A 21,957-nucleotide genomic window follows, 5' to 3' on the forward strand; every position below is an offset into this window, starting at 1 on the left:
CCCATGAACGACCGTATGGTGTGGATCGACTGCGAGATGACCGGGCTCTCGCTGACGGACGACGCACTCGTCGAGGTGGCCGCCCTGGTCACCGACTCGGAACTGAACGTGCTCGGTGAAGGGGTGGACATCGTGATCCGCCCGCCGGACGCGGCCCTGGAGACCATGCCCGAGGTGGTGCGGCAGATGCACACCGCCTCGGGTCTCCTCGACGAGCTGGCCGGGGGCACGACCCTGGCCGACGCGGAGGAGCGGGTCATGGCCTACATCCGCGAGCACGTGAAGGAGCCGGGCAAGGCCCCGCTGTGCGGAAACTCCGTCGGCACGGACCGCGGCTTCCTGGCGCGTGACATGCCGTCGCTGGAGGGCTACCTCCACTACCGGATCGTCGATGTGTCCTCGGTCAAGGAGCTGGCGCGCCGCTGGTACCCGAGGGCGTACTTCAACAGTCCGGAGAAGAACGGCAACCACCGGGCGCTCGCCGACATCCGCGACTCCATCACGGAGCTGCGTTACTACCGGGAGGCGGTCTTCGTGCCGCAGCCCGGCCCGGACTCGGCCCGCGCCAAGGAGATCGCCGCGCGCCACACGCCGGCCGCCGGGCAGTAGGCACACACCCGCTGGTCACGGGCCCTCCGGGGCCCGTGCACCCGCGCCGGAGAACTGGGGCGCGAGCACCCGCTCGGACCCTGTACACTTTTTCTCGGCCGGTCAGGAAAGCGACCGGGCGACATGGTGGGTATAGCTCAGCTGGCAGAGCACCTGGTTGTGGTCCAGGATGTCGCGGGTTCAAGTCCCGTTACTCACCCTGAACGATCAGCCCCTGACCTGGGAAAACGGGTCAGGGGCTGAATCTTTTCCCCTGCGGGGCCTGCGGAGGTCTTCAGGCGGGCCTGTGGCGCCCGCCACGTCCACGGCTCCGCACGCCGTCCGCCGCCCCGTCCGACCTGACGCGCGCAGCCGGCGGGTGGGCGGCCCTCCCACCCCTCGTACGCCGGTCCGGCCGGGTGACACCCACCACACCCCGCTCCGCGCCGCATGGCGAGCCACGCACCGGGCATCCGGCTTTCCGGGCCCTGCCGCGCTGTCCCCCCGACGCGGCAGGGCCTTATTGCGTCGGCTGTGTGAAGGCGTGAGGAGGGTTGATGCATACGTTCGGATCTCATGGGCACGCGCAGTGCAGCCCGAACGAATGGCTGACCGAACGAAGCCGACAGGAAGCCACAATGACGCGCGGCAGGTGAATCACATGGCCACGACCGAGAACACCAAGAGCGATCACGGCAGCAGCGGTGGCAACGACCGGATCGGTGTTTCCACAGCGATGCGGAAAGCAGCCGAACAGCTTGCCGAACTCCTCCAGCGCCAGCCCGACTCGGTGTCCTCGCTGAACGCGACGGACGACGGCTGGGCGGCGGATGTCGAAGTCGTCGAGATCGAGAAGATCCCGGACACCATGAGCGTGATGGCCTCTTATCGCGTCAGGCTCGACGGCCAGGGTCAACTCATGGGCTACGAACGAATTCGACGGTATTCGCGAGGACAGGTCGACCGCTGAGCCGGTCACTCGCCGAGCAGCCGTACCGCGCCACACCACTCATTGGAAGGAAGACCGACCATGAGTCTCGTACAGCAGAGCAACGCCTCCAACAGCAGCGGGGGCGGTTCCGGAAATCTCTATGACGTTCTTGAGCTCATTCTCGACAGGGGGCTCGTCATCGATGCCTTCATTCGCGTCTCGCTCGTCGGTATCGAGATCCTCAAGATCGACGTACGCGTCGTCGTCGCCAGCGTGGATACGTATCTGCGTTTCGCCGAGGCGTGCAACCGGCTGGACCTGGAGTCGGGCCGGAAGGCTCCCGCTCAGCTCACCGACATAGTCGGCGACACGATGGAGAGCGGTGCCAAGGGCAAGTCGAAAGGGGCACTGACCGGTGCGGTCGAAGCCTTCACGGACTCCCTCCAGGGTGGCCGTGACGACTCCGACGAGAAGGAGAAGGAGAAGCGGCCCGCACGGAAGACCTCCGCTTCCAGCAGCCGCCGGACGTCCCAGCGGGGGGAGGAGTAACGCATGCCGACCTACATCTACGCCATCACCGCGGCCGACCACCCGCTGCGGCTGGACGGCCTGTCCGGTGTCGGGGAACCGGCGTCGGAGCTGCGGACCGTCACGGCGGGAGCGCTCGCCGCGGTGGTCAGCGACACGCCGGCCGACCTGCGGGCGAAGCGACGTGATCTGGTGGCCCACCAGAGCGTGCTGGAGAGGCTGATGGCCGACGGCGCCGCGCTGCCGATGCGTTTCGGTCTCGTGGGGCCGGACGACGAGCAGGTGCGCAACGCGCTCGAACAGGGCAAGGACAGCTACACGGCCCGCCTTTCCGAGCTGGACGGCCGACTCGAGTACAACGTGAAGGTCTCGCGCGACGAGGACAGCCTGCTGCGGGAGATTCTCGCGGAATCACCCGAGGCCCGGCGGCTCAGCGAACACACCCGGCAGAACCCGGGGGCGCAGGACCAGAAGATGGCTCTCGGCGAACTCGTCTCGCACGAGGTGCAGGCCAGGCAGGAAGCAATGGGACGGGAATTGGCGAGCGCGTTGGCGACCGCCGCGGAACGGGTCTCCGAGGGAGAACCCACGAAGACCCACTTCCTGAACGTGTCCTACCTCGTCCGGCGCGACGAGGCGTCCGCCTTCTCACAGGCGGTACACGAGGAGGCGGAGCGCAGGGGTGACGATTACACCTTCGCCCTGAACGGGCCTCTTCCGCCTTACAGCTTCGTCTGACGTACATCCCTCTCGGAGGGGAGGCACCTGTTCATGGGCCTCATTACGCAACTGCTCACCCTTCCGCTGGCTCCGGTGCGCGGCACGGCATGGGTTCTCGATCAAGTGGTGCAAGCCGCGGAACGCGAGCACTACGACCCGGCAGCCGTACGCACGCAATTGGCCGAGCTGGAACGTGAACTGCTGAGCGGCGACATCGACGAGGAAGAATTCGACCGACGCGAGGACGAACTGCTGGACTGGCTCGCCGAGTGCGAGGCCTACCGGAATCGTCCGACCGGCAACTCCTGATGGTGGGAGATTGAGGTGTTCGACAGATGACCGGCAATGCGAAGATAGGTGCGGCCCTGGTGGGCGGCTATCTGCTGGGACGCACCAAGAAGGCCAAACTGGCAATCGGCTTCGGGATGTTCCTGGCGGGCAAGAAGCTGAGCCTGGACCCGAGGCAGATCGGGAAGATGCTGGCCGACTCGCCGCTCCTGGGCGGCCTGAACGACCAGGTGCGCAAGGAGCTGGTGGGCGCCACGAAGACGGCAGCCACCAACGCCCTCACCCAGCGGGCCACCGGCCTTGCCGACTCCCTGCACAAGCGCACACTCGAGCTCGAGGACCCGTCCGGCGCCCAGGCGCGGGACGAGGAGGACGAGGCCGACGAGGAGTCCGGAGAGCACGACGACCGCGACGCGCGGGACGACGAGGACAAGGACACCGAGGGCACGGAGGAGAAGCCTGCCCCGCGCCGCACGGCGGCCAGGAAGACCGCCAAGCCGGCGGCCAAGGCCGCGGGAGGTGCCCGGCGGACCGCGTCGGGCGGAGCGCGGAAGAAGGCCGCTCCGGCCGCCCGCAAGACCGCCTCCGGGGCGCGTGGGAAGCGGGGTGGCAGCAATGGCTGACTCGGCCTTCAGCAAGCTCAAGGACGACGTGGCGAACAACCCGGCCACCGACCGCCTCAAGGAAGAGCTGCAGAACTACCTCAAGGCGCGTGCGCAGCACGCGGTCACCGATCTCGGCCGCAAGCTGGGCGAGGGGGCCTCCAGACTCGCGGACGGCGACGGACCCGGCGGCGCGGCGAAGACCCTCGCCAAGGGCGGCAAGGCGCTCAGCGAGGGCAAGTCCCCCGCGCAGGCAGCCGTCAGCGCCGGCGCGTCCCATGTGAAGGACGCCATCAAGGACAAGGTCAAGGGATTGTTCGGCAAGGGGCGCAAGGGCGGCGGAGGCAAGTCGAAGAGCGTCACGATCTCCGAGGACATCGACGTCGGTGTGCCGGTGCGCGAGGCCTACGACCAGTGGACGCAGTTCCAGGAGTTCAGCACCTTCGCCAAGGGTGTCGTGAGCGTCGAGAAGTCCGACGACACGAGCAGCAACTGGAAGGTGAAGGTCGCCAAGTCCACGCGCAGCTGGAAGGCGAACGTCACGGAGCAGGTCCCGGACGAACGGATCACCTGGACCACCGAGGGCGCCAAGGGGACGGTCAAGGGCGTGGTGACGTTCCACGCCGTCACCGACAACCTGACGCGGGTCCTGCTCGTCCTCGAGTACTTCCCCAAGGGCCTGTTCGAGAAGACCGGCAACATCTGGCGCGCCCAGGGCCGCAGGGCCCGCCTCGACCTGAAGCTCTACCGCAAGTTCATCATGATGCGGGGTGAGGCCACCGACGGCTGGCGCGGTGAGATCCGTGACGGCGAGGTCGTCCTGGAGCACGACGAGGCCGTCGAGGAGGAAGAGGCCCGCGCCGAGGAGGAGAACGGCTCCGAGGCCGAGGAGCCCGAGTCCCGGGACGGTGACGACGACGAGCTCGCTGAGGACGAGGACGGCGAACTCCCCCCGGAGGACGAGGTCTACGAGGACGACGAGGACGACGCTCCCGTCGACGAACCCCGTGCGGACGACTCCTACGAGGCCGAGGAGGACGAGGCCGAGGACGAGGACGAGGAGGAGCCCGAGGACGCGGACGCCGAGGAGGAGGAGGAGCCCGAGGACGCGGACGCCGAGGAGGAGGAGCCTCCCGAGGACGAGGAAGAAGAGGAGCCGGCCCCGCGCACCCGGCGCCGCACCGCCTCCGCCCGGAGCTGACATGCGCCGCCTACAGCACGGATGGGACTGATCCGACGTGTCCGACTCACTGGCCGGCCGCATGGGGGCCTCTTCGGCAGCGTCCCCGTACGGTCAGCAGCAGTCCTCCGCGAATCTGGCCGACATCCTCGAACGCGTCCTGGACAAGGGCGTCGTCATCGCGGGTGACATCCAGATCAACCTGCTCGACATCGAACTCCTGACGATCAAGCTGCGCCTGCTGGTCGCCTCCGTGGACAAGGCCAAGGAGATGGGCATCGACTGGTGGGAGCACGATCCCTCGCTCTCCTCCCGGGCCCGTCCTCCGCAGAGGCCCCAGGCGGTGGACGCGTCGCGGGACGGGACGGCGGTGGAGGCGGAGAACGCACGGCTGCGGGCCGAGATAGCCGAGCTGAGGGCTGCTGTGGGGCTGCCGGCCGGGCAGACCGCGCACGCGGAGGACGAGGAGCGGAAGTGACTGCGGAAACAACCCCGGCGACCGGCCCGGTCATGTCGTACGTCTACGCCGTCAGCCGCGCCGGCACCCCCCTCGACGCGGCGCTCGCGGGCCGGCAGGGCCTGGAGGGAACTCCTCTGCGGACGGTCCACGCCGAAGGCCTCGCGGCCGTGGTCTCGTCCGTGCCCTCCGCCCTGTACGGAACCGAGGGCATGCAGGCGCAGATGGAGGACCTCGGCCGGCTGGAGGTGCTGGCCCGGACCCACCACGCGGTCGTCGAGGGCGCGTACGAGCACGCGACGGTACTGCCGATGCGGCTGGCGACGGTCTACCTCGACGACGAGCGCGTGCGCGGGATGCTCGACGCACGCGAGCCGGAGTTCACCGCCCTGCTCGCCCGCCTCGAAGGTCACGTCGAACTCGGCGTCAAGGTCTACGCCGACCCGCGCGAGGCGATCACGGTGAGCGGCGCTGCACCGGAGGCGGACACGTCGGCGAGTCCGGGGCGGGCGTACCTGCAACGGCGCCGTGCCCAGCAGCAGAACCACCGCGCGACCTACCGGTCGGCGGGCTCGGTGGCCGCCGAGGTGCCCGCCCGGGTGGCCGGCATCGCCCGGGCGCACGTCACGCACCGTCCGCAGCAGGGGGATCTGGCCCAGGCCGCGGGCGAGAACATCGTCAACGACGCCTATCTGGTCCGGAGCACCGAGGCCGAGGCGTTCCGCGCGGCCCTCACGGGGCTCGCCGACGGCGTACCGGGCGTACGGGTGGAGATCACGGGCCCCTGGGCCCCGTACTCCTTCGCGACTCCGCCCGCGGCGGACGGCGGTGAGCCGGGATGAACGAGGACTCCATCGAGTCCCTGGCCGGACGCCAGGTGGCTCTGATCGACCTGCTGGACCGGTTGCTGAACGGGGGTGCGGTGCTCACGGGAGACCTGGTGCTCTCCGTAGCCGACGTCGACCTCGTGCACATCAACCTGAGAGCCGTGATCCGGTCGATCACGTCGGAGGAACCGGCGCCGTGGTGAGGACGAGCGAGGAGGAGCACCCCATGCCCGAGCAACCCGGGGAAGCAACGGACCCGCGTACGCCGGCGACGAGCCTCCAGGAGGTCGCACAGGCCGCGGCGCACGCCTTCGACCTCGTGCCCGCCGGCCCCGACGAGCCGAGCACGCGCAGCGGATTGGCCCAGCGTCTGGAGACCGACCCGGAGACGGTGGAACGCGACCTCATCAAACTGGTGCTGACCATCGTCGAACTGCTGCGCCAGCTCATGGAGCGCACCGCACTGCACCGGGTCGACGTGGGCGATCTCCGTGAGGACCAGGAGGAACGCATCGGCATGACGCTGATGATCCTCCAGGACCGGATGTCGGAGCTCTGCGAGCGTTACGACCTCACGATGGAGGACCTCAACCTTGACCTGGGGCCGCTGGGTTCACTGCTTCCACGGGATTCCGGCTGAATGTTCACCGCTCCGTTTCGAGCCACTGCGAGAGGTAACACGAACACCATGACTGCAGAGAGCGAAGAATCCAAGAAGACAGACGGTTCTGCGGCGAAGGCCGGTACGGGTGCCAGGACGGCCGCCGCCAAGGGGCGACAGACCACTGCGGCAGCCGGCAACCACGCCAAGTCCGGCTCGGCGGTCGCAGCCTCGAAGGCCAAGTCCTCGGCACAGGACGCCAAGTCGGCCGCCGGGGAAGCCGCCCACTCGGCGGAGACCGGAGTGCGGTCGGCCGGCCAGGCGACGAAGCGGGCGGCGGTCGCCGGCTGGGACACGGGCCGGCAGACCGTCCTGGACACAGCGGGGAAGGTGACCTCGACGGCCACCACCGCGTGGACGGTCGTCAAGCACCGCAAGGCCATAGCGGTGGGCGCCGCCGCAGGTGTCGGCGGCCTCCTGGGCGGCGCGTTCGCCCTCGGCCGCCAGACGGCCAGGACCCACGCCGGACCGATCACCCGCCTCACCGGCGGCCGGATCTGACCGGACCGCGGCACACGCCGCACCCGCTCCACGAGAGGGCCGACAGACCACTGTCGGCCCTCTCGCCGTGCCCGCGGAGTCAGGACGACTCGCGCACCACCAGCTCCGTGGGCAGCACGATCCTCGGGCGCTCCTGGGTGCCGTCGCCCGACGAGCGGTTCGCGATCTCCTGCAGCAGGACGCGCGTCATCGTGCGGCCCATCTCCTCGATCGGCTGGCGCACGCTCGTCAGGGGCGGGTCCATGTGCCGGGCCACCGCGGAGTCGTCGAAGCCGATCAGGGCCACGTCGTCCGGGATGGTGCGGCCGGACTCGCGCAGGACGTGGCGGGCGCCCGCGGCCATCACGTCGGAGGCGGCGAAGACCGCGTCCACGTCGGGGCGGCGCTCCAGCAGCTCCCGCATCGCGCGGGCACCGCCCTCCTCGCTGAAGTCGGCGGGGGCGATGAGCCGTTCGTCGGGGTCGAGACCGGCCGCGGCGATGGCCTTGCGGTAGCCGTCGAGGCGGCGCTGGGCGCCGTAGACGTCCAGGCGGCCGGTGATCGTGGCGATGGAGCGGCGGCCTCGCGATATGAAGTGGTCGACGGCCGCGCGGGCGCCCTCGAAGTTGTCGGAGTCCACGGAGGGCAGCGTCTCCGCCGCGTGCCTGCGACCGCTGATCACGGACGGCATGCCGAGCTGTTCGAGGAGGTCCGGCAGCGGGTCGTCGGCGTGGACCGAGACCAGGAGCACCCCGTCGACGCGGTGCGCGGTCAGGTACTGGGCCAGCCGGCGGCGCTCGCGGTCGTTGCCCGCGAGGGTCAGCAGCAGCTGCATCTCCGTGTCGGCGAGGGCCGCGCCGACACCCCTCACGATGTCGGAGAAGTAGGGCTCTGCGAAGAACCGGGTCTCGGACTCGGGTACGACGAGCGCGATGGCGTCCGTGCGGTTGCCCGCGAGGGCGCGGGCCGCGCGGTTGGGTACGTAACCCAGTTCGGCGACCGCCGCCTCGACGGCCTCCCGGGTCTGTGCGCTGACCCGCGGTGAGCCGTTGATGACCCGGGAGGCCGTGCCCCGCCCTACTCCGGCCCGGGCCGCTACCTCTTCGAGCGTGGGCCGCCCGCCACTCCGTACTCGCGCTGCCGCCATGGCTGCCTCCCGTTCGCGGTCAATTTCTCACAGCGGGTTGGTCAAACCAAGTCCCACCGCCCGATCCCTCGACACTTGTCAGGACCAGGCGGTCTCTGCAGCGCCACACCTCTTGGGAGCGCTCCCAAGCGTACGGGGTCCGGATGACGAACACGTAAGGCGGGCGGGCCGGGCAACGGAAAGCGGGACCCGGCGGTGTGCCGGGTCCCGCTTTTCCGTGCCGGTCGGGTCAGACGGTGCCGGCCGGCGGCAGTGCGTGGCGGCGGATCACGTCGGAGTACCAGTGGGCGCTCGTCTTGGGGATCCGGCGCTGGGAGGCGTAGTCGACGTACACCGCGCCGAAGCGCTTCGAATAGCCGTACGCCCACTCGAAGTTGTCCATCAGCGACCAGAGGAAGTAGCCGCGGACGTCCGCGCCGTCGGCGACCGCCCGCTGCACGGCGTCGAGGTGGCCGTGCAGGTACGCGACCCGCTCCGGGTCCTCGACCTTGCCCTCGGGAGAGACGTAGTCGTCGAACGCGGCGCCGTTCTCCGTGACCATCAGCGGGAGGCCCGGGTGGTCCCTGGTCACGTCCATGAGCAGGTTGTAGAGCCCCTCGGGGTCGATCGACCAGTCCATCGCGGTGCGCTCCTTCCCCTCGGCGAGGTGGAAGGCGACGTGCTCGGAGCCGGGCCAGGGGGAATGGTCGCTGGCGCCGTGGGCGTCGCTGCGCGCGTAGTCGGCACCCTTCACGGGCGTGGAGACCAGCGTCGGCGTGTAGTAGTTGATGCCGAGGGCGTCCACCGGGCGCGAGATGGTGGCGAGGTCGCCGTCCCTGACCAGCTTCGACCAGTCCACCAGGTGCGAGGTGTCGGTGATCAGGTCCTCGGGGTACTCCCCGCGCAGCATCGGGCCGGTGAAGACGCGGTTGCCGACGGCGTCGATGCGGCGGGCCGCGTCCGCGTCGGCCTCGCTGCCGGTGAGCGGGCGGACCTGGTGGAGGTTGAGGGTGACCGAGGTCTGCGCAGAAGCGGGGAGTTGGGCGCGCAGAACCTCGATCGCCCGGCCATGGGCGAGGTTGAGGTGATGGGCCGCCTGCAGCGCGGCTGCGGGCTCGGTACGGCCGGGGGCGTGCACACCGGAGCCGTAACCGAGGTAGGCCGAGCACCAGGGCTCGTTGAGGGTGGTCCACATGCCGACGCGGTCGCCGAGGGCGCCCGAGACGATGGCGGCGTAGTCGGCGAAACGGTCGGCGGTCACGCGCTCGGGCCAGCCGCCGGCGTCCTCCAGCTCCTGGGGCAGGTCCCAGTGGTAGAGGGTGGCGACGGGCATGATGTCGGCGTCCAGCAGCTCGTCGACGAGCTTGCGGTAGAAGTCCAGTCCGCGCTCGACGGCGGGGCCGCGGCCGGTGGGCTGGACCCGGGACCAGGAGACGGAGAAGCGGTACGCCTTCAGCCCGAGCTGCTTCATGAGCGCGACGTCGTCGCGGTAGCGGTGGTAGTGGTCGGCGGCGATGTCGCCGGTGTCCCCGTTGCGGACCTTGCCGGGCGTACGGCTGAAGGTGTCCCAGATGGACGGCGTGCGGCCGTCCTCGGCGGCGGCGCCCTCGACCTGGTAGGAGGCGGTCGCCGCGCCCCAGATGAAGCCCGTGGGGAACTGTGTCCCGGGCGCCTGCTTCGGGGTGGTGTCGGGTCGTACGGCTGTCATGCGGGAGCGCTCCCATGGGGTGGAGGGACGGGGACAGGAAGTGCGGAACCCGGTAACCGTACGGCCTGTTGTGGTCAGGCACAGGCCGTACGGGTGCGGGCCGCGGCGGACGGGCGGGTCAGCCCTTGACGGCGCCGGCCATGATGCCTCCGACGATCTGCTTGCCGAAGATCACGAAGACGACGAGCAGCGGCAGGGTGCTGATCAGCGCGCCGGCCATGACGATGCTCTGGTCGGGCACGTAGGACGCGGTCAGCTCGCCCAGGGCCACCTGGAGCGTCGGGTTATCCGCGTTCAGAGCGAGGTAGGGCCAGAAGAAGTCGTTCCAGGCCTGGACGAAGGTGAGCATGCCTAGCACCATCATCGCCGGCCGTGCGACCGGGAGCACGATGCTCCACACGATGCGGATGTTGTTCGCCCCGTCCACCCGGCCCGCCTCGATGAGCTCGTACGGCAGGGCCTCCAGGAGGTACTGGCGCATGAAGAACACACCGAAGGCGCTCACCAGGGTCGGGAAGATCACCGACTCCAGCTGACCGCCCCAGCCGATGTCCGACATCATCATGAACAGCGGTACGACGCTGAGCTGCGGGGGGATCGTCAGTGTGGCGATGACCGCGGTCATCAGCGCGCCGCGGCCCTTGAAGCGCATCTTGGCGAAGGCGTATCCGGCCAGCGTGCAGAAGAACAGGGTCGCGGCGGTGATGCAGCCGGCCACGATGGCGGTGTTGAGGATGGCCTTGCCGAGGTGGGCCTGTTCCCAGGCAGCCTCGAGGTTGTTGAACAGGTTGCCGCCGGGCAGGAACGGAGGCGGCGTCTCCAGCACCTCGTCCTGGGTACGGGACGCGGTGACGAGCGTCCAGTAGAGCGGGAACAGCGAGCCGATGCCGACGACGGCGAGGACGAAGTAGGCGAAGGGGCCGGCATGGTGCTGACGGCCCGCCCCGGGCTGGAACCGGCGGCGCCGCGGGGGCTGGCTGCGGACGGCGGCGTCCTTGGAGACGCGGCGGTCCGGAGCGGTGATGGGGCTGGTGGTGGTCATGGAAATCGCTCCCCGTCAGGCCGCGGTCTTGCGCGCGAGGCGCCCGATGAGCCAGTTGATCGCGGCAATGAGCAGCAGCAGGACGAGCATGGCCCACGCCACTGCGGCGGCAGGACCGAGGTGCCCGAGGTTCCAGCCGTAGTTGTAGAGGTAGATGCTGAGCGTCTCGTACTGGTTCTCGGTACCGCCCTGCGCCCCGTTGGCGCCGCCCTCGAGCAGGAGGGGCTCACCGAACAGCTGCATGGCGCCGATGGTGGAGACGACGATCGTGAAGAGGATGGTCGGCCGCAGCGCAGGAATCGTCACGTTGCGGAACTGCTGCCAGCGCGAGGCTCCGTCGATGGAGGCGGCTTCGTACAGATCGGACGGGACGGCCTGCATCGCGGCGAGGTAGATCAGCGTGTTGTAGCCCGTCCAGCGCCAGATCACGATGACGGCGATGGCGATGTTGGACGTCCAGTGGCCGTTGACCCAGTTCGTCTCACCGATGCCGAAGAGGCCCAGCACCCAGTTCAGCAGGCCGCCGTCGGCCCGGAACACCAGGGCGAAGACCAGGGCCGCCGAGGCCACCGAGGTGGCGTACGGGGTGAGGATCACGGTGCGCCAGAAGGTGCTGGCACGGAGCTTGTAGTTCAGCAGGTGGGCGAGGCCCAGCGCCATCATCAGCTGCGGGACGGTCGAGATGACACCGATGATGAAGGTGTTGCTGACCGCGGTCCAGAACTCGCTGTCCTGGAGGATGGTGCTGAAGTTCTCCCAGCCGACCCACTCCATCTGGTCGAGGCTGGTCATCTCCACCCGGTGCAGGGCTATCCAGCCGGTGTAGACGAGCGGGTAGAGCCCGAAGGCTCCGAAGACGAGGAAGAAGGGCGCGATGTAGGCGTACGGCGACGCCTTGTCGTCGAAGCGCCACAGCCGGCTGCGCCAGGCCTGGCGGCGGGGCGTCATCGGCTTCTGAGCACGACGGCTGGGCCGCGAGCCGTGAGCGCCCCGGGTGGGGGTCGTGGTTGCCACAGGTGGGAGTCCTTCCCTGGGGTGTGCCGACACCGCAGGGGCAGGCCGGACCTCTGGTCAGGTCCGGCGGAGGTGTCGGAAAAGGTGCACGGGGCCGGTGGGGGAACCGGCACCGGCGCGGGCCGGCCGGGACGCGTGGAAGTCGTCCCGGCCGCCCGCACCGGTGAGGATCAGCCGATCACCTTGTCGATCGCCTTGGTGGCGGCGTCCCAGGCGTCGTCCGGCTTGGTGCCCCGCTGCTCCATGTTGTTGATCTGGGTGGAGATGGTGTCCTTGATGATGCCGTCCTTCGGGCCGAGCACGGCGGCCGGAATGACCTGGGCCTCTTCGGCGTAGATCTCACCGATCGGGGCGTTGTTGAAGTACTCCAGCTTGGCGGTCTTCACGTCGGGGAGCTGGTAGGCGCCCTTGTTCGACGGGAAGAGGCCGGCTGCCTTGAACACGGCGGCCTGCTGCTCGGGCGCGGTCAGCCACTTGACGAGCTCGGCGGCCTCCTTGACGTGCTTGCCCTTCTTGGGCACCGTCAGGAACGAACCGCCCCAGTTGGCGGCGGTCTTGCCCGGGGTCATGGCGATGTCCCACTTGCCCTTGTACTCGTCACCGGCGTCCGTGGTGATACGAGCGGCCATCCACGCGGGGCAGGCCACGGAGGCGATGCTGCCCTTGCGCAGGGCCACACCCCACTCGTCGGTGAACTGGGCCAGGCCCTGGCTCAGGCCCTTGTCGACCGCCTGGGTGGCCAGCTGCCAGCCCTCCTTGACGCCGGCGCTCTCCTTGTAGATCGCCTCGCCGCCCTTGGAGTAGTACTGCTCCTCGCTCGAGCCGACCACGCCGTTGTACATGGCACTGGCGGAGTCCATGAAGAAGGTGTCCTTGGGAGCCTTCTTCTTGTACTCCTCACCGAGCTTGAGGTAGTCCTCCCAGCCGCCGGCGACCTTCGCGGCGACCTCGGTGCGGTCGGCCGGCAGACCGGCCTTCTCGAAGAGGTCACGGCGGTAGCAGATCGACATCGGGCCGATGTCGGTGCCGGCGCCGATGACCTTGCCCTCGTCGGTGGTCGCCTGCAGCGCCTTCCAGTTCACCCACTCGTCGGTGTCGATCACCTTGGAGAGGTCCTCGAAGGCGTCGGCCTTCGTGTCGACGAGCTCCTTGACGCGGCCGACCTCGACACCGTGGATGTCGGCCAGACCGCTGCCCGTGTTGAGCTGCTGGAGGAACTTGGGGTAGTAGATCTTCTCGTCGCTGGAGGTGTTCGCCTTGACCGTGATGTTCGGGTGAAGCTCGTGGTACTTCTCGAAGAGCTTCGCCTCCTTGTACCCGAACTGTCCGAAGTCGGCGAGGGTCAGGGTGATGTTCCCGTCCGCGTCTGCCGCGTCGGAATCCGAGCCGGAATCGCCACAGCCGGTCAGCAGCAGGGCGGCGGCCGTGAGGCCCGTGGTAGCCAGGACGGCTGTTCTGCGGCGTCGACCTGCGACGGTGCGGGTGATGCGCATTCCACTACTCCTTGTTCCAGGGTGGGACTGGCGTTCGTTCTGCGGCATACGCGCTGGTGGGTGCGGGTGCCACGAGTACGGAGAGGACATGGGCGGTGTCGTCCCCCGTACGAGCGAAAAACGTCGTTCGATATGGGAGCGCTCCCATGCGCTGATGCCGGAAGATTGCTACCTCCCGGGGTGGGTGTCAAGAGTTGAAGACGCTTCCGTTGCCCGAGCGTGTCCTGCAAGTCACGGGAACGTGTCCGACCGAGGACTTGCGTTAACCTCCGCGCCCTGCATGCGAAGCACGCGAGAATCTCAATTACCGCAGGTCAGCGGGGCGTTGATCCCTGTCGGTCCTTGCCGGGGGCAGGAAGGGCCCGTCCGTCGCGCAGATTTCCGCGCCATGCCCGAAAGGGCCGCCCCGGCCCCCTCCGCCGCGACATGCCCGCCGGAAGATGAACGGGACGGGGGGTTGCGAGGGGTGCACAGGGGGTCATGGGGGGTTTCCGTGTTCTTTCCCCGAACTCCACCCCGGCGCAGGAATGTTCCGGCCCCCGGAACGCGGAACCCCTCCACGCGCCGGGGACCGGGAGTGGAGGGGTTCGGTGGGGGCGCGCGTCCCGGCCGGGTGTGGGGGGCGTGGGGGGCGGCCGGGACGCGCGGGCGCAGTGGTGGCCGAAGGGTGGTCCTGATTATCCGAAGGCGCCGAACGCCTTGGTGAAGGCCAGCGGCTCCTGGAGGATCGAGCTGCAGGTCGCGTCCGCGGTCGGCTTCGCGCCGCCCTCGCACTGCGCGTCCCGCGTGCCCGACCACATCGCCAGCCGGCCGATGCCCTTCTCCCGGGCGAACTCCACCAGCTGGGTGGCGTCCTCGACGGTGAAGATCTCGGTGGCGACGTCGTTCACGCCGATCATCGGGGTGACAGCGACGGCCTTCCACGCCTCCGCGTCCGAGAGCCCGAGCACGCCCTCGACCTGTGCCTGCGTGGCGGTGGCCGCCTGGGTGGCGTAGTCGCCCATGTCCTCGCTGTACGAGGCCCCGTAGTCCATCGCCATGATGTTGACCGCGCCGATCGAGACGCCGTTCTTCTTCGCGTCCGCGATCAGGTCCACACCCGGCTGGGTCAGCCCCTCGGGCATCACGGGCAGGGTGAAGGACACGTCGAGACCGGGATGGGACTTCTGGAGCCGGGCGATGGCCGCCGAGCGGCGGGAGTTGGCGGCGGTGTCGGGCAGCGCGCCGCCTTCGATGTCGAAGTCGACCTTGGTCAGCCCGTACGTGTCGATGACTTCGGCGTACGCCGCGGCTAGCTCGTCCACCGATGGACAGTGCAGCGCCAGTTCGGCGCCGGCCGCCCCGCCGAAGGAGACCCGCACGTCGCCGCCCTCGGCCCGCAGAGCGCCGATCTGGGCGGCCACCTTGTCGTCGGCGAGACCTGTGACCCCGCCCCACAGCGGGGCGCAGCCGCCGCCCGACGTGACGAACGCCAGGTTGAACTCCTTGACGCCGGTCCTGGACGCGGTGTCCAGGAGGTCGTAGGCGGGGTGGAGCGACGTGTCGACGTACGGGGCGAATCCCGCTCCGCCGGCCGTGCCGCCCGGCGTCCCGGACGGCACGGCCGTCGCGGTCTCCGTCGGGGTGGCGTCCTCCGTCGGCGTCGATGTGGGCGCCGGGGTGGAGGTGGGCGCCGGGGTTCCGGTCGGGCGCCCGCTCGGTTCCGGGGCCGCGCCACCGTCCGCGGAGCAGGCGGCCTCGTTGATGCGGCAGCCTTCCGGGTCGGCGGCGGTCGTCGCGGAGGCGGACCTGGTGACGAAGCCGACCGTCACGGACGAGCCCGGCGCGATGTCCTTGTTCCAGCTCTCGGGCTTCACGGTGACGTGGTTGCCGCTGACGGTGTGCTCGCCGTTCCAGAGCGAGTCGATCTCCGTGCCGGCGGGCAGGTCGAATTCGAGCGTCCAGCCCGACTGCACCGTCCCGGTGTCGTTCGCGACGACGTACTGCCCGGTGTAGCCGCCGGTCCAGGCGCTGGCCCTCGTGTACGTGGCGCCCACGGCGGCAGCCTGCGCGGTGCCGGTGAGCGCGAAGACCGTGCCGCCCACGACGGCCGCGGCGACGAGGGCGCCGACGGCCTTCGTGCGGGTGCTCGCCGTGCGGCGGTGCGTACTGGTGCCCATCGCGTGCCTCTGTCCTGCCGGGGGGTGATTGCGTCTGCACGCTAGCCGCCGCGAACCAGGCAAAAGGTGCTCTTGGGAACCGAGTTGATGTTCTTAGGGTTTGCTTAAGGGAGAGATCGGCGCGCGTTAAGTCCGGCTGTCCCGAGGGCCGGGGCCGGGCCCCTGAGCTCCTCGGAACTCCGCGTTCCGGCCTCGCGCTCCCCGCGGGCCCCGCCTTCCGGTACGCCGCCCCACCCGGTGACCCCTGCGGGCGCGCTCGGCCGGGCCGCCGTCGAGCCCTATCCAGATGCGGACCTCGGTGCCGCCGAGCACCGACCGCCCGATCCGCAGGTCACCGCCGGTGGATTCGGCGACCCTGCGGACGATGTCGAGGCCGAGGCCGGTCGAACCCACCTCGCTCGGCGCCCCGTTCCGGCCACTGGCGCCCCGGGTGAGGGCGGACTCCGGATCGGGTATCCCGGGCCCGGCGTCCGAGACCAGCACGATCACCGCGTGGCCTGTGTGGTGCACGTCGACGGCGAAGGCGGTGCCTTCCGGGGTGTGCCGGAAGACGTTGCCGAGCAGCGCGTCCAGAGCGGCGGCCAGCTCGGGTCTGGCCACCGGGATCCGTACGGTGCGGTCCACACCCGCCAGCCGCACCGTGCGCCCCTCGTCCTCGGCCAGCGCCGACCAGAACCCCATGCGTTCCCGGATGACCTCCGACGCGTCGCATCCGGCTCCGGCCCCCGTCTGCCCGCCCTGGGTCTGCGGGCGCTGTTCCCGGGCGGTGCGGATGATCGTGTCGACCTCGTGCTCCAGCTGTTCGACGGCCGCCCTGGTCTGCTCGGCGGCCGGGCCCTCGCCCAGCGATGCGGCGTTGAGGCGGAGCACGGTCAGCGGGGTGCGGAGCCGGTGCGAGAGGTCGGCGGCCAGTTCGCGTTCGTTGGCCAGGAGCTGGACCACCTGGTCGGCCATGGAGTTGAAGGCGACGGCGGCGGAGCGGAGCTCGGTGGGGCCCTCCTCGGGAACCCGGGTGCCCAGCCGGCCCTCCCCCAGGTCCTGCGCGGCGCCGGCGAGCCGTTGGGCGGGCTCCACCATCCGTACGCCGAGCCGGTCGGCCACGGCCACCGAGCCGACGATCAGCGCGATCCCGACGCCGGCGAGCACCAGCCAGGCGGTGGAGACGCCGTTGGAGACCTCGTCCTCGGGCACGAAGACCTCGACGACGGCGATGCCTCCGGTACCGAGCGCGGTGGGCTGGAGCAACGCGGAGCCGCCGGGCACCTCGGCGATGGAGGCGCGGCCCGACTTCCGTACGGTCTCCAGGTCCTCGCGGGTGGCGCGCCGGGTGCCGATCTCCAGGCGGTGGCCGCCCTGTTCGGCTGCGGCGGGCACGTGGACCGCGAGGCGTCCCCGGCCGCCGGGCTCGGTGGAGAGGACGGCCCGGGTCAGCTCCTCCCGGTCGGTGGTGATGGTGAGGGTGGGGCCGATGGTGGCGGCCTGCCGCTCGGCGTCGGAGAAGGCGCGGTCACGGGCCATCTCCTTGATGACGAGCCCGAGCGGGACGGCGAACGCGATCACGACCATGGCGGTGACCGCCAGGCAGACCTTGACCAGGGCCCATCTCATGCGGTCGGCCCCGCGGCCGGTGGTTCGAGCTTGACGCCGACTCCGCGCAGGGTGTGCAGATAGCGGGGCCGGGCGGCCGTCTCACCCAGCTTGCGGCGCAGCCAGGAGAGATGGACGTCGATGGTCTGGTCGTCCCCGTAGGACTGTTTCCAGACCTCGGCCAGCAGCTCACGGCGCGGGACGACGACACCGGGACGCCCGGCGAGGAAGGCCAGCAGGTCGAATTCACGGCGGGTCAGGTCCAGTGCGGCTCCGTCCAGTTCGGCCTGGCGCCGGAGCGGGTCGATGGAGAGTCCGCCGACCTGGAGGACACGCGAGGGCGGCGCCTCGGCGCCGGGGCCACGGGTGCGGCGCAGGACGGCCGCCATGCGGGCGGAGAGGTGCTCCACCGAGAACGGTTTGGTCAGGTAGTCGTCGGCACCGTCGTTGAGCAGCCTGACTATCTCGGCCTCGTCGTCCCGCGCGGTCGCGATGATCACGGGTACGTCGGTGATGGAGCGCAGCATCTTCAGGGCTTCGGAGCCGTCGAGGTCGGGCAGCCCGAGATCGAGGACGACGACGTCGAAGCGGAAGTGCGCGACTTCGCGCAGTGCTTCGAGCGCGGTCCCGACGCTCCGTACGGTGTGGGAGGCCTCGGTCAGGTGCCGGATGAGGGCGGAACGTACGAACTGGTCGTCCTCGACCACGAGCACACTAGGCATGCGCCGCACCGTAACCCATCCGGAGGAACACGGTCCCCTCCAGGACGGCCCGTGCGCGGGTGGTGCAGGATGTGCCCGATGCAACGAGGACTCGTACACGCGATCGCGTGGTCGCTCGCCACGGGTGCGGCGGTGACCCTGTCGTGGTGGGGCGTACACACGGTCATGTCGGGGACGGCGTACGACCCTCCGCGCGCGGTTCCGATCTCGGTGGGGGCGCGGGGCGCGCAGGCGACGGACGAGCCGGTGTCGTCCTCGACACACCGCGCGCTGCCCTCGCCCTCGTCCTCGCCTGGTGCCACCGCCTCCCGCTCCACGGCCCCGGCGTCGCCACGGCCCTCCCGGAAGCCTTCGTCCCGGCCGCCGGCCGCGAGCAGCGGGGCGCCACAACCTCCTGCGTCCCCGGCCGCCTCGGGTGAGGTGAAGAGCTATCCGACGCGTGGGGGCAGGGTCGTCCTGGAGCTGGCGGGCACCTCGGCGAAGCTGGTCTCGGCGACGCCGGAGCCGGGCTGGTCGATGCAGGTGTGGACGAACCCGGAGTGGATCCGGGTGGACTTCAGCGACGGGGCGGGCGCGACGGTCTCGGTGTTCTGCACCTGGAACGGCCACTCGCCGATCGTGGAGACCGTGGACCAGTAGGCGAGTCACGAGTCACGAGTTACGAGTCACGAGAACGCGTCGGGCGGCGGGGCCGGGGACGGCTTGGCGCCCGCGTCGGTGACGACGGCGGCGCCTCCCGTGAAGTCGGCGAGCGCGCGGCCCTGTTCGACACGGCCGGGGTGGGGGTCGCTCGCGACCCGCCGGGTCAGGTCGGCGACGGCGATCGGCAGGTCGGAGGCGACCAGGACGGCGTTCCCGAAGCGGCGGCCGCGCCAGACGGTCGGGTCGGCGGCGAGGGCCACCTCGGGGAAGAGCGAGGCGGCCGTGGCGATCTGGCCGCGCAGATGGGCGAGCGGCGGGCCGTCGGCGAGGTTGGCGGCGTACTGCCCGCCGGGCTTCAGCACCCGGCGCACCTCGGTGAGGAATTCGGCGGAGGTGAGATGGGCGGGGGTCCGGGCTCCGCCGAACACGTCGGCGATGACGAGGTCGGCCCAGCCGTCCTGGATCCTGCCGAGCCCGGCGCGGGCGTCCGCCGAGCGGACCCGTATGCGCGCCTGTGGGTCCAGGGGCAGCTCCCGCCGCACCAGCTGGACGAGGGGCGCGTCGATCTCCACGATCTGCTGCGTGGAGCGCGGGCGGCTCGCGGCGACGTACCGGGCGAGCGTGAACGCCCCGCCGCCGAGGTGCACCACCTGGAGGGGCCGGCCGGCCGGGGCGGCGAGATCGATGACATGGCCGAGCCTGCGCTGGTATTCGAACGAGAGGTACGCGGGATCGTCCAGGTCCACATGGGACTGCGGGGCGCCGTCCAGCAGCAGCGTCCAGGCGCGCGGGCGCTCCCGGTCGGGCACCAGCTCGGCGACACCGCCGTCCACCGTCGCGGAGACGGACTCCTGCCGGCGCTCGGACCGCTTCCGGTCGCTCGCGCCCCGGGCCGCTCCTCGACGTGCCACGCGCGCTCGTCCCCATCACTCACCGGTTTCGGGCCGGTTCCCCGGTGGGGCCGGCGTGGGCGGGAGGCCCCGCCCACCTGGCCATTATGGCCTCAGCGGCAGTTGTCGGCCGCCTCGATGAGCCGGGCCGCCTGGTCGAGGGCGGCCCGGAGGACGGCCGGATCGGTGACCGGGGCCTCCTCGACGGGCGGCAGGAGCCACCCCCCTCCGGTGACCGGCGGCTCGGCGGGCACGCGCAGCCCCCGGCCGTCCGTCCTCGTACAGGCGCTGCCGGGCACGTCCCACGCCTCCGCCGTGCCGGGCGGCACCAGGAAGCCGAGGACGGCGCATGCTCCGTCGTGCAGGACCGGGCCGACGGGCTCGTTCTCCGCTCCCCTGCGCAGGATGTCCACGGCCTCCAGGCCCTGACGCGCCGGGACGGTCACCAGGTCACACGGTGTGGTCTCCGGGCCCCTGTCCGTATGAGGCAAGGGAACCCCTCCTCTCGTCTCGACGAGACGGCGCCGCGCCCGTCTCCTCATGGACCAACGCGCCGACGGCGTCAAGGGCTACGGCGGCACGCCGCCGCAAAGGGTGGCAGTTCATGGCGGATCACGGGCGAGATGTCCGCTTTATAGCTAAACGCTGCGTGTGCGGTCCGTCACAGCAGGTACGTTCTTGCTCCGCCGGGACACCGGAAGCAGGAGCCCGGCTGCACCAGAGAGGGCCTTGCCATGGTGTCGACACGGGCAGTTCCCAACCTCGCCTTCCGGCGGCTGCGCGGACAGCGCTCCGCCGGGGAGTTCGCGGCCGCGGTCCGCCGGGCCGCGCGCGAGATCGGTGAACACGTCGCGTGCGACGCCCGGTACGTCGGACGCGTGGAGTCGGGTGAGATCCGCTGCCCCAACTACGCGTACGAACGGGTGTTCCTGCACATGTTCCCCGGGGCGAGCCTCGCGGACCTGGGCTTCTCGGCGCGCGAGAGCGTGCGCGGCCGGGGGGCCCGCACGACACCTCTGCCCCCGCCCACCACACCCCCCGCGCTCGACAGCGACATCCACGAGGAGAGCGACGTGCTGCGTCGCGTGTTCATGACCAGCGGTACCGCCACGGTGGCGGCCGCGTCCCTGGGCCTGGGCGGCCATGCGTCCGCCGCGGGCCCCCTCACCGTGCCCGCGCAGCGCCGGATCGGCGAAGCCGAGGTGAGCGCCGTGGAGAAGGCCGTACGCCAGATCCGCCTGCTGGACGACCGGCACGGCGCGGACGGTCTCTACCGGCGGGCCTCCCAGCCGCTCCGGGCGGCGTACGCCCTGCTCGACTCCGGGACCACGGCGCGGCGCAGCACGGCGGACCGGCTGCACGCGGGCGCCGGTGAGCTGGCGATCTCCGTGGGCTGGCTGGCCCACGACTCGGGGCGCTTCGACGACGCGCGCTCCCACTACGCGGAGGCGCTCGCGACGGCCCGGCTGGCCGGGGACGCCGCGCTGGAAGCGCACGCGTTCTGCAACGCCTCGTTCCTGGCCCGTGACACGGGGCGGGCCAGGGAGGCGGTCCGCGCGGCGGAGGCCGGGCAGCGGGCCGCCCGGCCGCTCGGCTCACCGCGGCTGCTGGCCCTGCTGGCGCTGCGGGAGGCGGGGGCCAGGGCGTGGCTCGGGGACCGTACGGGGTGCGAGCAGGCGATCGGGCGGGCGCAGACGGCGTTCGGTCGCGGGCCGGGCGACGCGGATCCGGAGTGGATGACCTTCTTCCGGGAAGCGGAGATGGAGCTGCTGGAGGCGCAGTGCTGGTCGGCGCTGGGTGACTGGCCCCGGGCGGCGCGGCACGGCCGCCGGGCGACCCGGCTTCAGGACCCGCACTTCACCCGGAACCTCGCGCTGTACCGTGCGCAGCTCGCCGGAGACCTGGCGCGGGCGGGCACGGCCGACGAGGCCGCGGCTGCGGGCCATCAGGTGCTGGACCTGCTGGACCGGGTCCAGTCCTCCCGGATCCGCGGGATGCTGGCGAGCGCCGTGCGGGTGCTCCGCCCTCGGGGCGGCCCGGAGGTGACGGCCCTCCTGGCCCGCTACGAGGAACTGCCTCCGGACACATGAGTTCGCGCCGCGAGGCCGAGGCCTCACGCCGCCCCCGCACCTCCCAGCCCTGGCCGGCCGGTTCAAGCCCGTCCGGCGATTGAGGACGGAACCGGTGCGCGGGGGACGGGAGCCGGCGCACGGGCACAGCGGGCGCACCCCAGCTCGGGCCGGCCGAAGCCCCCTCTCCCCCGCACCTCCCAGCCCTGGCCGGCCGGTTCAAGCCCGTCCGGCGATTGAGGA

Annotated in this window: 24 protein-coding genes and 1 tRNA gene; 15 read left to right on the plus strand and 10 right to left on the minus strand. The window is 70.8% G+C overall.

Features of this window, described 5'->3' with window-relative positions; translation table 11 throughout:
• Nucleotides 1–3: 3 nt before the first annotated feature.
• From orn to ACZ32T_RS05200, 13 genes are all read left to right on the plus strand, one after another.
• The gene (gene orn, locus ACZ32T_RS05140) at nt 4–609 is read left to right on the plus strand and encodes an oligoribonuclease (protein WP_356708334.1); all 606 of its coding nucleotides are present in this window, start codon (nt 4–6) and stop codon (nt 607–609) included.
• A 126-nt stretch (nt 610–735) separates the two neighbouring features.
• Nucleotides 736–808 (plus strand) — tRNA-His (locus ACZ32T_RS05145).
• 441 nt (nt 809–1,249) lie between these two features.
• Nucleotides 1,250–1,558 carry a gas vesicle protein GvpO gene (locus ACZ32T_RS05150; RefSeq protein WP_467262932.1) on the plus strand — a complete coding sequence of 103 codons (309 nt, stop codon included), beginning with the start codon at nt 1,250–1,252 and terminating at the stop codon, nt 1,556–1,558.
• Between the two features lie 60 nt (nt 1,559–1,618).
• Nucleotides 1,619–2,068 (plus strand): gas vesicle structural protein GvpA, encoded by a 450-nt coding sequence (locus tag ACZ32T_RS05155; RefSeq protein WP_467262935.1) that lies wholly within the window; start codon nt 1,619–1,621, stop codon nt 2,066–2,068.
• 3 nt (nt 2,069–2,071) lie between these two features.
• The gene (locus tag ACZ32T_RS05160; protein ID WP_467365413.1) at nt 2,072–2,785 is read left to right on the plus strand and encodes a GvpL/GvpF family gas vesicle protein; all 714 of its coding nucleotides are present in this window, start codon (nt 2,072–2,074) and stop codon (nt 2,783–2,785) included.
• Between the two features lie 33 nt (nt 2,786–2,818).
• On the plus strand, nt 2,819–3,076 hold the full coding sequence (locus tag ACZ32T_RS05165) for a gas vesicle protein GvpG (protein ID WP_356708344.1): 258 nt from the start codon (nt 2,819–2,821) through the stop codon (nt 3,074–3,076).
• A gap of 26 nt (nt 3,077–3,102) precedes the next feature.
• Nucleotides 3,103–3,678 carry a hypothetical protein gene (locus tag ACZ32T_RS05170; protein ID WP_467365415.1) on the plus strand — a complete coding sequence of 192 codons (576 nt, stop codon included), beginning with the start codon at nt 3,103–3,105 and terminating at the stop codon, nt 3,676–3,678.
• Nucleotides 3,671–4,858 carry an SRPBCC family protein gene (locus ACZ32T_RS05175; RefSeq protein ID WP_467365417.1) on the plus strand — a complete coding sequence of 396 codons (1,188 nt, stop codon included), beginning with the start codon at nt 3,671–3,673 and terminating at the stop codon, nt 4,856–4,858. The genes ACZ32T_RS05170 and ACZ32T_RS05175 overlap by 8 nt, the downstream gene beginning before the upstream one ends.
• A 37-nt stretch (nt 4,859–4,895) precedes the next feature.
• Entirely contained in the window at nt 4,896–5,315 is a 420-nt protein-coding gene (locus ACZ32T_RS05180) for a gas vesicle protein (protein ID WP_467262946.1), read from the plus strand.
• On the plus strand, nt 5,312–6,136 hold the full coding sequence (locus ACZ32T_RS05185; protein ID WP_467262949.1) for a GvpL/GvpF family gas vesicle protein: 825 nt from the start codon (nt 5,312–5,314) through the stop codon (nt 6,134–6,136). The genes ACZ32T_RS05180 and ACZ32T_RS05185 overlap by 4 nt, the downstream gene beginning before the upstream one ends.
• Complete coding sequence (locus ACZ32T_RS05190; protein WP_356708353.1) at nt 6,133–6,324, plus strand: gas vesicle protein; 192 nt, start codon at nt 6,133–6,135, stop codon at nt 6,322–6,324. The genes ACZ32T_RS05185 and ACZ32T_RS05190 overlap by 4 nt, the downstream gene beginning before the upstream one ends.
• A gap of 23 nt (nt 6,325–6,347) precedes the next feature.
• On the plus strand, nt 6,348–6,761 hold the full coding sequence (locus ACZ32T_RS05195; RefSeq protein WP_467262955.1) for a gas vesicle protein K: 414 nt from the start codon (nt 6,348–6,350) through the stop codon (nt 6,759–6,761).
• 48 nt (nt 6,762–6,809) lie between these two features.
• Nucleotides 6,810–7,283 (plus strand): hypothetical protein, encoded by a 474-nt coding sequence (locus tag ACZ32T_RS05200; protein ID WP_467262957.1) that lies wholly within the window; start codon nt 6,810–6,812, stop codon nt 7,281–7,283.
• A gap of 79 nt (nt 7,284–7,362) precedes the next feature.
• On the opposite strand, the gene ACZ32T_RS05205 is transcribed toward ACZ32T_RS05200, so the two are convergent.
• From ACZ32T_RS05205 to ACZ32T_RS05240, 8 genes are all read right to left on the minus strand, one after another.
• Entirely contained in the window at nt 7,363–8,409 is a 1,047-nt protein-coding gene (locus tag ACZ32T_RS05205; protein WP_467365419.1) for a LacI family DNA-binding transcriptional regulator, read from the minus strand.
• 229 nt (nt 8,410–8,638) lie between these two features.
• Nucleotides 8,639–10,096, minus strand: a complete 1,458-nt coding sequence (locus ACZ32T_RS05210) for a GH1 family beta-glucosidase (protein ID WP_467365422.1) — start codon at nt 10,094–10,096, stop codon at nt 8,639–8,641.
• 118 nt (nt 10,097–10,214) lie between these two features.
• Nucleotides 10,215–11,138 carry a carbohydrate ABC transporter permease gene (locus ACZ32T_RS05215; protein WP_467262963.1) on the minus strand — a complete coding sequence of 308 codons (924 nt, stop codon included), beginning with the start codon at nt 11,136–11,138 and terminating at the stop codon, nt 10,215–10,217.
• Nucleotides 11,139–11,153: 15 nt separating this feature from the next.
• On the minus strand, nt 11,154–12,152 hold the full coding sequence (locus ACZ32T_RS05220) for a carbohydrate ABC transporter permease (RefSeq protein ID WP_467262965.1): 999 nt from the start codon (nt 12,150–12,152) through the stop codon (nt 11,154–11,156).
• Nucleotides 12,153–12,322: 170 nt separating this feature from the next.
• Entirely contained in the window at nt 12,323–13,645 is a 1,323-nt protein-coding gene (locus ACZ32T_RS05225; protein ID WP_467262967.1) for an ABC transporter substrate-binding protein, read from the minus strand.
• A gap of 677 nt (nt 13,646–14,322) precedes the next feature.
• Nucleotides 14,323–15,804, minus strand: a complete 1,482-nt coding sequence (locus ACZ32T_RS05230) for a glycoside hydrolase family 18 protein (RefSeq protein ID WP_467365424.1) — start codon at nt 15,802–15,804, stop codon at nt 14,323–14,325.
• Between the two features lie 126 nt (nt 15,805–15,930).
• Nucleotides 15,931–17,412 (minus strand): sensor histidine kinase, encoded by a 1,482-nt coding sequence (locus tag ACZ32T_RS05235; protein WP_467262971.1) that lies wholly within the window; start codon nt 17,410–17,412, stop codon nt 15,931–15,933.
• On the minus strand, nt 17,409–18,113 hold the full coding sequence (locus ACZ32T_RS05240) for a response regulator transcription factor (RefSeq protein WP_467262973.1): 705 nt from the start codon (nt 18,111–18,113) through the stop codon (nt 17,409–17,411). Before ACZ32T_RS05240 ends, ACZ32T_RS05235 begins: the two co-directional genes overlap by 4 nt.
• A 78-nt stretch (nt 18,114–18,191) precedes the next feature.
• Here ACZ32T_RS05240 and ACZ32T_RS05245 point away from each other — a divergent pair, with 78 nt between their 5' ends.
• Entirely contained in the window at nt 18,192–18,752 is a 561-nt protein-coding gene (locus tag ACZ32T_RS05245; RefSeq protein ID WP_467365426.1) for a hypothetical protein, read from the plus strand.
• A 26-nt stretch (nt 18,753–18,778) separates the two neighbouring features.
• Here the strand turns inward: ACZ32T_RS05245 and ACZ32T_RS05250 are convergent, their stop codons facing one another.
• Nucleotides 18,779–19,666 carry a spermidine synthase gene (locus ACZ32T_RS05250; RefSeq protein WP_467365428.1) on the minus strand — a complete coding sequence of 296 codons (888 nt, stop codon included), beginning with the start codon at nt 19,664–19,666 and terminating at the stop codon, nt 18,779–18,781.
• A gap of 92 nt (nt 19,667–19,758) precedes the next feature.
• Entirely contained in the window at nt 19,759–20,136 is a 378-nt protein-coding gene (locus tag ACZ32T_RS05255) for a hypothetical protein (protein ID WP_467262981.1), read from the minus strand.
• Between the two features lie 243 nt (nt 20,137–20,379).
• Here ACZ32T_RS05255 and ACZ32T_RS05260 point away from each other — a divergent pair, with 243 nt between their 5' ends.
• On the plus strand, nt 20,380–21,735 hold the full coding sequence (locus ACZ32T_RS05260; RefSeq protein ID WP_467365430.1) for a tetratricopeptide repeat protein: 1,356 nt from the start codon (nt 20,380–20,382) through the stop codon (nt 21,733–21,735).
• The last annotated feature ends 222 nt before the right edge of the window (nt 21,736–21,957 follow it).

The sequence above is a fragment of the Streptomyces sp. NPDC023573 genome (assembly GCF_055559735.1).